This window comes from Streptomyces sp. NPDC085524 (assembly GCF_044541755.1).
In the GTDB taxonomy this organism is placed as follows: domain Bacteria; phylum Actinomycetota; class Actinomycetes; order Streptomycetales; family Streptomycetaceae; genus Streptomyces.
Map to the genome: position 1 here is coordinate 179,383 of NZ_JBITTH010000013.1, position 12,070 is coordinate 191,452.

Annotated in this window: 9 protein-coding genes; 3 read left to right on the forward strand and 6 right to left on the reverse strand. The window is 71.8% G+C overall.

What is annotated here, in order from left to right:
* Positions 1 to 59 precede the first annotated feature (59 nt).
* The 3 genes from pyk to pta form a co-directional block, all read right to left on the reverse strand.
* Positions 60 to 1,490: a pyruvate kinase gene (gene pyk, locus ACIGFK_RS21755; RefSeq protein ID WP_382639961.1), complete on the reverse strand. Its 1,431-nt coding sequence runs from the start codon at positions 1,488 to 1,490 to the stop codon at positions 60 to 62.
* Between the two features lie 63 nt (positions 1,491 to 1,553).
* Positions 1,554 to 2,768 carry an acetate kinase gene (locus ACIGFK_RS21760; RefSeq protein ID WP_400053181.1) on the reverse strand — a complete coding sequence of 405 codons (1,215 nt, stop codon included), beginning with the start codon at positions 2,766 to 2,768 and terminating at the stop codon, positions 1,554 to 1,556.
* 34 nt (positions 2,769 to 2,802) lie between these two features.
* The gene (gene pta, locus ACIGFK_RS21765) at positions 2,803 to 4,890 is read right to left on the reverse strand and encodes a phosphate acetyltransferase (protein ID WP_376659539.1); all 2,088 of its coding nucleotides are present in this window, start codon (positions 4,888 to 4,890) and stop codon (positions 2,803 to 2,805) included.
* 270 nt (positions 4,891 to 5,160) lie between these two features.
* On the opposite strand from pta, the gene ACIGFK_RS21770 reads away from it, so the two are divergent.
* Positions 5,161 to 6,186 (forward strand): ATP-dependent 6-phosphofructokinase, encoded by a 1,026-nt coding sequence (locus ACIGFK_RS21770; RefSeq protein WP_376659538.1) that lies wholly within the window; start codon positions 5,161 to 5,163, stop codon positions 6,184 to 6,186.
* Between the two features lie 154 nt (positions 6,187 to 6,340).
* Here the strand turns inward: ACIGFK_RS21770 and ACIGFK_RS21775 are convergent, their stop codons facing one another.
* Positions 6,341 to 7,033, reverse strand: a complete 693-nt coding sequence (locus tag ACIGFK_RS21775) for a helix-turn-helix domain-containing protein (RefSeq protein WP_400053183.1) — start codon at positions 7,031 to 7,033, stop codon at positions 6,341 to 6,343.
* A gap of 418 nt (positions 7,034 to 7,451) precedes the next feature.
* On the opposite strand from ACIGFK_RS21775, the gene ACIGFK_RS21780 reads away from it, so the two are divergent.
* Positions 7,452 to 7,844, forward strand: coding sequence for a MerR family transcriptional regulator (locus ACIGFK_RS21780; RefSeq protein WP_400053185.1), 393 nt, complete (start codon positions 7,452 to 7,454; stop codon positions 7,842 to 7,844).
* Between the two features lie 82 nt (positions 7,845 to 7,926).
* Positions 7,927 to 8,280 carry a thioredoxin family protein gene (locus ACIGFK_RS21785; RefSeq protein WP_376659535.1) on the forward strand — a complete coding sequence of 118 codons (354 nt, stop codon included), beginning with the start codon at positions 7,927 to 7,929 and terminating at the stop codon, positions 8,278 to 8,280.
* Here ACIGFK_RS21785 and glgB read toward each other — a convergent pair.
* Positions 8,270 to 10,567, reverse strand: coding sequence for a 1,4-alpha-glucan branching enzyme (glgB, locus tag ACIGFK_RS21790; protein WP_376659534.1), 2,298 nt, complete (start codon positions 10,565 to 10,567; stop codon positions 8,270 to 8,272). The genes ACIGFK_RS21785 and glgB overlap by 11 nt on opposite strands.
* Positions 10,564 to 11,997, reverse strand: coding sequence for a maltokinase (locus ACIGFK_RS21795; protein ID WP_376659533.1), 1,434 nt, complete (start codon positions 11,995 to 11,997; stop codon positions 10,564 to 10,566). Before ACIGFK_RS21795 ends, glgB begins: the two co-directional genes overlap by 4 nt.
* Positions 11,998 to 12,070 lie beyond the last annotated feature (73 nt).

Here is a 12,070-nt window from a genome sequence, read left to right on the forward strand (position 1 = left end):
TGCCGGCCCTCGGCCTCTGTGCGGCAGAGTTGCAGCGGTGTGGCGCAGAGCCCGCGACGTCAGTCGCGCTCGCCGCCGCCCAGGTGGTGGACCCGGACCATGTTGGTCGTGCCCGGGACGCCGGGGGGCGAGCCGGCGGTGATGACCACGGTGTCGCCCTCGTTGTTGCGGCCGAGCTTCAGAAGCTCGCCGTCCACCAGGTCGACCATCGCGTCGGTGGTGTCCACGTGCGGGACGATGTACGACTCGACGCCCCAGCTCAGCGTGAGCTGGTTGCGGGTGTGCGGGTCGGTGGTGAAGGCCAGGATCGGCTGCGTGGCGCGGTAGCGCGACAGGCGGCGGGCCGTGTCACCGGACTGCGTGAAGGCGATGAGCGCCTTGCCGTCGAGGAACTCCGCGATCTCGCAGGCCGCGCGGGCGACGGATCCGCCCTGGGTACGGGGCTTCTTGCCCGGCACCAGCGGCTGCAGGCCCTTGGAGAGGAGCTCCTCCTCGGCCGCCGCGACGATCTTCGACATCGTCTTGACGGTCTCGATCGGGTAGGCGCCGACCGAGGACTCGGCGGACAGCATGACCGCGTCGGCACCGTCGAGGATCGCGTTGGCGACGTCGGAGGCCTCGGCGCGGGTCGGCCGGGAGTTGGTGATCATCGACTCCATCATCTGGGTCGCGACGATCACCGGCTTGGCGTTGCGGCGGCACATCTCGATGAGCCGCTTCTGGACCATCGGGACCTTCTCGAGCGGGTACTCGACGGCCAGGTCGCCACGGGCCACCATGACCGCGTCGAAGGCCGCGACCACGGCCTCCATGTTCTCGACGGCCTGGGGCTTCTCCACCTTGGCGATGACGGGGACCCGGCGACCCTCCTCGTCCATGACCTTGTGGACGTCCTTGACGTCGTTGGCGTCGCGGACGAAGGACAGGGCGACCATGTCGCAGCCCATCCGCAGGGCGAAGCGGAGGTCGTCGACGTCCTTCTCCGACAGGGCGGGGACGTTGACGGCGGCACCCGGCAGGTTGATGCCCTTGTGGTCCGAGATGACACCGCCCTCGATGACGATGGTCTTGACCCGGGGGCCGTCGACCTCGGTCACCCGGAGCTCGACGTTGCCGTCGTTGATCAGGACCTGGTCACCCTTGGCGACGTCGCCCGGGAGGCCCTTGTAGGTGGTGCCGCAGATGGACTTGTCACCCGGGACGTCCTCGGTGGTGATGGTGAACTCGTCACCGCGCACCAGCTCGACGGGACCCTCGGCGAAGGTCTCCAGACGGATCTTCGGGCCCTGGAGGTCGGCGAGGACGCCGACGGCGCGCCCGGTGTCCTCGGAGACCTTCCGGACGCGGTCGTACCGCTCCTGGTGTTCTGCCTGGGATCCGTGGCTGAAGTTGAATCGGGCCACGTTCATACCTGCCTCGATGAGCGCTTTCAGCTGCTCATACGAGTCGACGGCGGGGCCCAGCGTGCAGACGATTTTGGAACGGCGCATGAAGCGGATCCTATCCGTTTGTTTCGTAGCGGAATATTCCGTCTGGCGGAAAGTCCAAAGTGACTACCGGGTAACCAGCGCGTAGGCCTGGGAGGCGATCTCCAGTTCCTCATCGGTCGGGACCACGGCCACGGCCACCCGGGCGCACTCCGCCGAGACCAGCCGCGGCTCGGGGGAGCGCGCCGCATTGGCCTCCAGGTCCAGCGCCAGGCCCAGCTCGGCAAGACCCTCCACGGCAGCCTTCCGGATCCAGGAGGAGTTCTCCCCGACCCCGGCGGTGAAGGCGACCGCGTCCACCCGGCCCAGCACCGCCGAATAGGCGCCGATGTACTTCTTCAGCCGGTGCACGTACGAGGCCAGCGCGAGCTGCGCCGAGGCGTCGCCCTCCTCCGCCCGCCGCTGCACCTCGCGCATGTCGTTGTCGCCGCACAGGCCCAGCAGACCGCTCTTCTTGTTCAGGAGCGAATCGATCTCATCCACCGAGAGGCCCCCCGCCCGGGCCAGGTGGAAGACGACCGCCGGGTCGAGGTCGCCCGAGCGGGTCCCCATGACCAGCCCCTCCAGCGGGGTCATCCCCATGGAGGTCTCCACGCAGACCCCTCCGCGCACGGCCGAGGCGGAGGCGCCGTTGCCCAGGTGGAGCACGATCACGTTCACGTCCGAGGGCGCCCTGCCGAGGAGCGCCGCCGTCGCCCGCGACACGTAGGCGTGCGAGGTTCCGTGGAACCCGTACCGCCGGATGGCGTACTTGTCGGCCGTCGCGGCATCGATCGCGTACCGGGCCGCGTACTCCGGCATCGTCGAGTGGAAGGCCGTGTCGAAGACCGCCACCTGCGGGATGTCCGCGCGCAGCGAGCGCGCCACCTCGATGCCCGTCACGTTCGCCGGATTGTGCAGCGGGGCGAGCGGGATCAGGGACCGGATCTCCGCCAGCACCTCGTCGTCGATCACCGTCGGCTGCGTGAACCGCGTCCCGCCGTGCACCACCCGGTGCCCCACCGCGGCCAGTTCGGGGGAGTCCAGGCCCAGCCCGTCGGCGGCCAGCTCGGCCGCGACCGCCTCCAGGGCGGCCCCGTGGTCGGCGATCGGGCCGAGCCGCTCCCGCCGCCCGCCTGCGGCGCCGCTTCCGGTGAGCGGCTCGTGGACCAGCCTGGAGGTCTCCTCGCCGATGCGCTCCACCAGGCCTGCCGCGAGACGGGACCGGTCCGCCATGTCGAGGAGCTGGTACTTGACCGACGAGGAGCCGGAGTTGAGGACGAGTACGCGCGATGCGGTCACGATGAGGGGTCTTTCCTTCGGGTGCGGTGGAGGATCAGTGGGCCTGCGGCAGCGGCTGGGACTGCGCCTGGATCGCGGTGATCGCCACGGTGGTGACGATGTCCTGGACCAGCGCCCCGCGCGAGAGGTCGTTGACCGGCTTGCGCAGGCCCTGGAGGACCGGTCCGACCGCGACGGCGCCCGCCGAACGCTGCACGGCCTTGTACGTGTTGTTGCCCGTGTTGAGGTCGGGGAAGATCAGCACCGTCGCACGGCCGGCCACCTCGGAGTCGGGCAGCTTCGTCGCCGCGACCGAGGGCTCCACGGCCGCGTCGTACTGGATCGGCCCCTCGACGGCCATGTCGGGGCGCTGCTCGCGCACGATCTCGGTGGCCTTGCGGACCTTGTCCACGTCGGCGCCCGAACCCGAGGTGCCCGTCGAGTACGACAGCATCGCGATCCGGGGCTCGACGCCGAAGGCGGCGGCGGTGGCGGCCGACTGGACGGCGATGTCCGCCAGCTGCTCCGCGTTCGGGTCGGGATTGACCGCGCAGTCCCCGTAGACGAGGACCTTGTCGGCCAGGCACATGAAGAAGACCGACGAGACGATCGAGGCCTCCGGCTTCGTCTTGATGATCTCGAAGGCCGGGCGGATGGTCGCGGCCGTGGAGTGCACCGAGCCGGAGACCATGCCGTCGGCCAGGCCCTCCTGGACCATCAGCGTGCCGAAGTAATTCACGTCGGTGACCACGTCGTTGGCCAGCTCGACGGTCATGCCCTTGTGGGCGCGGGCCCTGGCGTAGTACTCGGAGAACCGTTCCCGCAGCGGGGAGGTCTCGGGGTCGATCAGCTCCGCGCCCGAGATGTCGACGCCGAGGTCGGCGGCCTTCTTCAGGATCGCCCGCTCCTCGCCCAGCAGCGTCAGGTCGCAGACCCCGCGGCGCAGCACCACGTCCGCGGCGCGCAGCACGCGCTCCTCGGTGCCCTCCGGCAGCACCACCCGGCGCCGCTCGGAGCGGGCCCGCTCCAGCAGCCCGTGCTCGAACATCATCGGGGTGATCCGCTCCGAACGGGCCACCGACAGCAGGCCGCGCAGCTCCTGGATGTCCACGTGACGCTCGAACAGGCCGAGCGCGGTCTCCAGCTTGCGCGGGGTCGCCGAGTTCAACCGGCTCTGCAGGGAGAAGAGTTCGGCGGCGGTCGGGAAGCTGTTGCCGGCCACCGAGACGACCGGGGTGCCCGGCGCGAGCTTCGAGGCCAGGGTCAGGATGTCCTGCGTCGGGCGCTCGTTCAGCGTCAGCAGCACGCCGGCGATCGGCGGGGTGCCCGAGGAGTGCGCGGCCAGCGCGCCCACGACCAGGTCGGAGCGGTCCCCGGGGGTGACGACCAGGCAGCCGGGCGTCAGGGCGTTCAGGAAGTTCGGCAGCATGGCGCCGCCGAAGACGAAGTCCAGGGCGTCGCGGGCCAGCCCGGCCTCGTCGCCGAGCAGCACCTCGCCGCCGAGCGCCCGGGTGATCTGGGCGACGGTCGGGGCGGACAGCGACTTGTCGTCCGGCAGCACGTAGCAGGGCACGGGGAGCCGGGCGGCAAGACGCCCGGCTATGACGTCGCGGTCCTCGGGGGCCACCCGGTTGACCACCATCGCGACGACGTGGCAGCCCAGGCTCTCGTAGGCCCGGTAGGCGTTGCGGGCCTCGGCGCGCACGGCGTCGGCGGGGTGCTTGGTGCCGCCCACCACGGGGACGACCACCGCACCGAGCTCGTTGGCCAGGCGGGCGTTGAGGGCGAGTTCGTCGGGGAGGTTCGTCTCCGCGTAGTCCGTACCGAGGACGAGCATGACCTCGTAGTCGCGGGCCAGCCGGTTGTAGCGGTCGACCAGCTGCGACACCAGCTCGTCGGTGCCCTTCTCCGCCAGGATCGCCGAGGCCTCCTGGTACTCCATGCCGTAGGCCGTCGCCGAGTCCTGGTCTATCCGGTACCGGGCCTTCAGGAGCTCGAACAGCCGGTCGGGTCCGTCGTGGAGCAGGGGACGGTAGACGCCCACCCGTCCCGTCTGCCGGGTCAGGATCTCCATGATCCCCAGCTCGACGACCTGACGGCCGTCGCCCCGCTCGATGCCGGTCACGTACACGCTGCGCGTCACGCGTGAATCTCCGTCCCGTGGTGGAGTCGATTGACCCGATTGGTAGGGGCTTGCCCTCTTGACGATACCGCCGCGGACGGATAGCACGCCCGCCGGAAATGGGCCTGTCAGGGGGGTCGAAAGGCCTTCGGAGCCGGGCGGCACGAAGCGCGCCCCACCCGGTGCCCGTGGAACAATCGGACACGCTTCACCAATACGCCCTTCATATGTACGGCCGGTCGGTCGCCCGCACGCGCAGGCCGGACGATCAGGAGCAGGAGACACAGCACGATGCGTATCGGAGTTCTCACCGCAGGCGGCGACTGCCCGGGTCTCAACGCTGTCATCCGATCGGTCGTACACCGCGCCCTGGTCGGCCACGGGGACGAGGTCATCGGCTTCGAGGACGGTTTCAAGGGCCTCCTCGACGGCCACTACCGCCCACTCGACATCAATGCCGTCAGCGGCATCCTCGCCCGCGGCGGCACCATCCTCGGCTCGGCCCGCATGGAGCGCGCCCGGCTGCACGAAGCCGCCGAGAACGCGCAGGAACTGGCGAAGCGGTACGGCATCGACGCACTCATCCCGATCGGCGGCGAGGGCACCCTGACCGCCGCCCGGATGCTGGCGGACGCCGGGATGCCGGTGGTCGGCGTGCCGAAGACGATCGACAACGACATCTCCTCCACCGACCGCACCTTCGGCTTCGACACCGCCGTCATGGTCGCCACCGAGGCCATCGACCGCCTGAAGACCACCGCCGAATCGCACCAGCGCGTGATGGTCGTCGAGGTCATGGGCCGCCACGCGGGCTGGATCGCCCTGGAGTCCGGCATGGCCGGCGGCGCCCACGGGATCTGCCTGCCGGAGCGCCCCTTCGAGGTGGACGCCCTGGTGAAGATGGTGGAGGAACGGTTCTCCCGCGGGAAGAAGTTCGCCGTCGTCTGCGTGGCCGAGGGCGCGCACCCCGCCGAGGGCAGCATGCCGTACGAGAAGGGCGAGATCGACGCGTACGGACACGAGCGCTTCGCCGGCATCGGCAACCGCCTCGCGATCGAGCTGGAGCGCCGCCTGGGCAAGGAGGCCCGCCCGGTCATCCTCGGCCACGTCCAGCGCGGCGGCACCCCCACCGCCTACGACCGCGTCCTCGCGACCCGCTTCGGCTGGCACGCCGTCGAGGCCGTCCACCGCGGTGAGTACGGCAACATGACCGCCCTGCGCGGCACCGACATCGTGATGACCCCGCTGGCCTCCGCCGTCACCGAACTCAAGACGGTCCCCGAGGACCGCATGTACGAGGCCGAATCGGTCTTCTGAGTCCCGCGGCCCCTGTGGCCCCTCGGGCCTTCGCGGCCCCTCGGGTCCTTTGCCGCCGGACCGGGACCTTCGACCCCACTCCGGCAGCCGAACGGCCCCGGTTCCGTCCCTCTCCAGGACGGACCGGGGCCGTTCGCACAGGCCCGGACGTGTCCTAACCCGCACCGCCCGCGAGGCTCCAGAACCGGTCCACGATGCCGGCGAGGAACTCCCGCCCCGCGTCCCCGCTCGCCGCCTCGCCCCCGCCGCCGCCCCAGCTGAGCGTCGCCACCATGCGCGACTGGTACTCGGCGTGCAGCTTCTCCAGCGCCTGCTCCAGGTGGCCCCGGGGGATCGGCAGCAGCTTGCCCAGCGGCTTCACGTACGCCTGCCAGCGGGTGGTCACCGCACTGCGCAGGGCCTCGGCGAGCTCGTCGTTCTTGCCGGTGGCGGTCAGGAACTGGGCCAGACTCAGCCCCAGCACCGTCGCCAGCGCGGCGGACTGCCGCTCGTTGCCCTTCCAGCGCCCGGAGTCCTCCATCTTCTGGTAGGCCCCCGGTTCCACACCGATCCGCCGGGCCAGCTCCTCGGGTGCCAGCCCGCGGGCGATGCGGTGCTCCCGCAGGGTGACCGGCTCGGCGAGCAGCTCCCCGGGCGAACACCACAGGACGCCCGCCAGCGCGGTGAGCTCGGCGGACGTGGGTGATATCTCGCCACGCTCCCACGCCATCACGGTCTCGGGCGCGACGACGAGTCCGTACTGGGCGTGAAGGCCGTAGGCGACGTGACCGGGTGCCATGCCCAGGGCCGCGCGCAGGCGGCGCGCGGCGGGGGCATTGAAAGGTGGGCTGGATTGCACACGGCACACCGTAGAAGTGGCCAAGGCGCGGCGCCTACAGACCAAACAAACAAGCCCATAACTCGTAGGAAAGTCCTACGGAGTTAAGGGCTTTTGCCGGTCTACGAGGCGACTGTCCGGTAATCGGGGCACTTGAAGATCCACTTCCGTATACGGTTCCAGGTGGAGCCCGTCCGCGCAAGGGTCTTCACAGCGGCTTCACCAAGAATCCGGAAGTGCGTCGTCCTCCGGGCCGAGGGAGCAAGGCTGCCCCCGGCTGCCGGGCCGAGGAGGGCTCCCACCAGGGCACGGCCTGAAGGGGCGACGGATCGGCGGAGGCGGGGGAGGGCGGGTGCGCCCGGTACGCCTTCCGGCGTGAGTCAGAAATCCCGAGGGCCCAGCGGCACTTCCTTGCCTTGACGTCGGCGTCAAGGAATAGCGTCGGGGCATGCGAATCGGCGAACTGGCGGAGCGGGCCGGGACCAGCACGCGGGCCCTGCGCTACTACGAGTCCCGCGGGCTGCTGTCCGCGCGGCGGAGCGGCAACGGGTACCGCACCTACGACGAGGAAGACCTGCGCCTGCTGCGCCAGATCCGGATGCTCCAGGACTTCGGCTTCGAGCTGGAGGAGACCCGCCCGTTCGTCGACTGCCTGCGGGCCGGGCACCCCGCCGGGGACTCCTGCCCGGCCTCGCTGGCCGTCTACCGGCGCAAGCTCGCCGAGATGGACGCGCTGATCGGGCAGCTCGCCGACGTACGGGAGCAGGTCGCGCGCCAGCTGGCCGAAGCCGAGGCGGTCGCCGGGGAGGAAGCCGTTCCGCGCTGCGAGATGACCGGCTGAGGAGCGGGCGCGCGGCCGCGCCGGAGCGCTCGCGGGACGATCGGCGAACCGGCTTGAGACGAGAGACGAGAGGGGAAACGACATGATCCGTGCCCACGGTGTGCCCGAGGTGACCGACGACGACTTCGAGGCAGAGGTGCTGGAGGAGCGGGGGCGGCCCGTCCTCGTGGAGTTCACCGCCGACTGGTGCCCACCCTGCCGCCAGCTCGCGCCCGTGCTGTCCGCCGTGGCCGCCGAGGAGGCCGACAGGCTCAAGGTCGTGCAGCTCGACGTGGACAGCAGCCCCGGAACCGTCGCCCGGTACGGGGTGCTGTCCATGCCGACCCTGCTCGTCTTCCGCGACGGCGAGCCCGTTCAGCAGATGGTCGGGCTGCGCGCCAAGCGCAAGCTCCTCCAGGAGCTGGAAGAGGAGATGGCGAAGGCCGTTACGGCCTGAGCCAGATCGTCGCCAGCGGCGGGAGCGTCAGGCGCAGGCTCGCCGGCCGCCCCTGCGCCGGCACCGGCTCAGGCCGCAGCGGCCGCGCGTGGTGGACACCGCTGCCGCCGTAGAGCTCCTGGTCGGTGTTGAGCACCTCCCGCCACAGCGGCACCTCCTCCGGCACACCGATCCGGTACCCGTGCCGGACCACCGGGGAGAAGTTCGACACCGCCAGGAGCTGCGAGCCGTCCTGCGCGTACCGCAGGAAGGCGAACACGTTGTCCTCCGCCGCGTCGGCCTCCACCCAGGCGAAGCCCTCCGGCACGGTGTCCCGCTCCCACAGGGCGGGCGCCGCGGCGTACGTACGGTTCAGGTCGCGCACGAGGTTCCGTACGCCCCGGTGGTCACCGGCCGCCGCGTACGAGTCGTCCAGCACCCACCAGTCCGGCCCGTACACCTCCGACCACTCCGACCCCTGCGCGAACTCCTGCCCCATGAAGAGCAGCTGCTTGCCCGGGTGGGCCCACATGAAGCCCAGGTACGCCCGGTGCGCGGCCCGCTGCTGCCACCAGTCGCCGCCGGGCATCTTCGACACCAGCGAGCGCTTGCCGTGCACCACCTCGTCGTGCGAGATCGGCAGCACGTAGTTCTCGCTGAAGGCGTAGATCATCCCGAAGGTCATGTCGTGGTGGTGGTACTTGCGGTGCACCGGGTCCTTCGACATGTAGCGCAGCGTGTCGTGCATCCAGCCCATGTTCCACTTCAGGCCGAAGCCCAGCCCGCCCGAGTCCGTGGGCCGGGTGACCCCGTCCCACGCCGTGGACTCCTCCGCGATCGTCACCACGCCGGGGCAGCGCCGGTACACGGTCGCGTTCATCTCCTGGAGCAGCGCCACCGCGTCCAGGTTCTCCCGCCCGCCGTGCTCGTTCGGCGACCACTCGCCCTCGCCGCGCGAGTAGTCGAGGTAGAGCATCGAGGCCACCGCGTCCACGCGCAGCCCGTCGACGTGGAACTCCTCGCACCAGTAAACCGCGTTGGCGACGAGGAAGTTGCGGACCTCCTTGCGGCCGTAGTCGAACTCCAGCGTCCCCCAGTCCGGGTGCGCGGCCCGGCGCGGATCCTGGTGCTCGTACAGCGGCCGCCCGTCGAACTCCGCGAGCGCCCAGTCGTCGCGCGGGAAGTGCGCCGGGACCCAGTCGACGATCACCCCGATCCCCGCCCGGTGCAGCGCGTCCACCAGGGAGCGGAAGTCGTCCGGCGTGCCCATCCGCGAGGTCGGCGCGTAGAAGCCGGTGACCTGGTAGCCCCACGAGCCGCCGAAGGGGTGCTCGGCGACCGGCATGAACTCCACGTGGGTGAAGCCCAGCTCCTTTACGTACGCCGGGAGCTGCTCCGCCAGCTGCCGGTAGCTGAGCCCCGGCCGCCAGGAGGCCAGGTGCAGCTCGTACACCGAGAACGGCGCCTGGTGGGCGGGGCGGGCGCCGCGCGCCGCCATCCACTCCGCGTCCTGCCACTCGTAGCGGGAGGAGGTGACCACCGAGGCGTTCGCCGGCGGCACCTCCGCCGACCGGGCCATCGGGTCGGCGCGCAGGGTGTGGCTGCCGTCGGGGCGCGTGATGTCGTACTTGTACAGTGCGCCGGCGTCCACACCCGGCAGGAACAGCTCCCACACGCCCGTGGACCCCAGCGAGCGCATCGGGTAGGCGACGGAGTCCCAGTACGAGAAGTCCCCGGTGACCCGGACCCCCTGCGCGTTCGGCGCCCACACCGTGAACCGGGTCCCGGCCACGCCCTGGTGCTCCATCGGCTCGGACCCGAGCGCCTTCCACAGCTCCTCGTGGCGGCCCTCGCCGATCAGGTGCAGGTCCAGCTCGCCGAGGGCGGGCAGGAACCGGTAGGGGTCGTGCACCTCGATCTCGTCGCTGTCGTAGGCGACCAGCAGCCGGTAGTCGGGCACCCCGGTGAGCGGCAGCAGCCCGGAGAACAGCCCGTCGCCCTCGTCGAAGAGTTCGGCGCGCAGCCCCTTGGCGACGACGGTCACCGTCTTGGCGTAGGGGCGCAGCACGCGGAAGGCCACCCCGCCCCGCTGGGTGCGGGCGCCGAGCACGGAGTGCGGATCGTGGTGGCGGCCCTCCAGGAGCCTGGCCCGTTCCTCCCCGCCGAGCGCGGGCGCCGGCCGGACCCCGCGGGGCGGGGCGGCGCGGCGGGCCCGCGGGGCGCGGGCCTTCTTCGCCGGCGCCGCCGCCGGTACGGGTGCAGCGGCTTCGTCGCGGACGGTCGGTGACGGCTGTCGTGCGGCGCTCACGCGAGCGGCCTCCTCGGGGGCTTCGGGTGGGGGGTGGTGCCCGGGGTGGGCGGGGGCATGCGGTGGGCGGGCCGCTGCGGCTCCGACAGCCGGCGGATCGCGGCCATCGGGACGTGCAGCCAGTCGGGACGGTGCCGGGACTCGTAGCGGGCCTCGTACACCGCCTTGTCGGTCTCGTACGCGCGCAGCAGTACGGGGTCCTCGCGCGGGTCGCGGCCGGTGGTGCGGGCGTAGCCCTCGCAGAAGGCGGCCCGGCAGTCGTCCGCCCAGGCAGGGGCGAAGGGCCGGTGCGAGCGGGCCGCGTAGTCGAAGGAACGCAGTATCCCCGCGATGTCCCGGACGGCCGGTTCGGGGCGGCGCCGGTCCGCGAGCGGCCGGGCAGGCTCGCCCTCGAAGTCGATCAGCGCCCAGCTCCCGTCGGTGGTGCGCAGGGTCTGGCCCAGGTGGAGGTCGCCGTGGATGCGCTGGGCGGACACCCCGGTGCCGCGGGAGGCGGCCAGTGCGTCGAAGGCGCCCCGCAGCCCCGCCTCGTAGGGCCGCAGCGCAGGGACCTCCCGGGCGGTGGCCGCGAGCCGCGCCGTCATCCCGGCGGCGAGCCGGGCCGTCTGCTCCGGGCCGAGGGCGAGGGTGGGCAGGGCCGAGGCGAGCGCGCTGTGCACCTCGGCGGTGGCCCGGCCGAGCGCGTAGGCCTCGGGGGTGAAGTCCGCCCCCGCGCCGAGCCGGCGCAGCGCGAGCTGCCAGCCGTCGTCGGAGCCGCGCAGGTAGGGCTGGAGCACGCCCAGCGTCAGCGGCTCGCTGCCGGGCAGCCCCGCCTCGTACCAGGCGACCGGCGCCGGGACGCGGGAGCAGCCGGCGGCGGCCAGCGCCCGGGGCAGCTCCAGGTCGGGGTTGACCCCGGGGCCGACCCGGCGGAACACCTTCAGGATGTACGAATCCCCGTAGATCAGCGAGGAGTTGGTCTGCTCGCCGGACAGCTGCCGGGGCACCAGCCCGGCCGGGATCGGCGCGCTCGGGTCCCGGTCGAAGCAGAGCGGCCCGAGCGTGCCGGGGGAGCGCAGCCGTTCCAGCAGCATCGCCGCGAGCCGGGGGTCGCCCAGCGCCTCGTACACCGCCCGGCCCCGGTAGGGGCCGTCCTCGGCGTGCCCGATCAGGGCGGGTGCGAGGCCCGGCGGGAGCGGGGACGGGCGGATTCCCAGGAGCAGTTGGTAGCAGTCCCCGTCGACGTCGAGGAGCAGGTGGAGCAGCCCGGGCGTGGAGCCCGGCGGCAGCAGTTCGGCCGCCGAGACGGCCCTGAGCCTGTTGATGGTGCGGCCCTTGCCCGCGAACCATCGCTGTGCGGGCAGCCAGGCCCGCAGCATCGGTTCCAGCGGGCCGATCCCGGCGGCCCGGTCGGCGGTCAGCCGGTTCCGGGCGGATGCAGCCTCCGACATGGCGTCGCGTCCTTTCCCCGGGCCGTCACAGAATGCGCAGAGTGTCCCGGATGTGCGGCAGTTGCTTCTCCGG

Bases quoted from the DNA above. Each gene is read 5' to 3' on its own strand.
- ACIGFK_RS21795 (WP_376659533.1), bottom strand. From the start codon at position 11,997: ATGTCGGAGGCTGCATCCGCCCGGAACCGGCTGACCGCCGACCGGGCC.
- ACIGFK_RS21780 (WP_400053185.1), top strand. From the start codon at position 7,452: ATGCGAATCGGCGAACTGGCGGAGCGGGCCGGGACCAGCACGCGGGCC.
- ACIGFK_RS21785 (WP_376659535.1), top strand. From the start codon at position 7,927: ATGATCCGTGCCCACGGTGTGCCCGAGGTGACCGACGACGACTTCGAG.
- ACIGFK_RS21770 (WP_376659538.1), top strand. From the start codon at position 5,161: ATGCGTATCGGAGTTCTCACCGCAGGCGGCGACTGCCCGGGTCTCAAC.
- pyk (WP_382639961.1), bottom strand. From the start codon at position 1,490: ATGCGCCGTTCCAAAATCGTCTGCACGCTGGGCCCCGCCGTCGACTCG.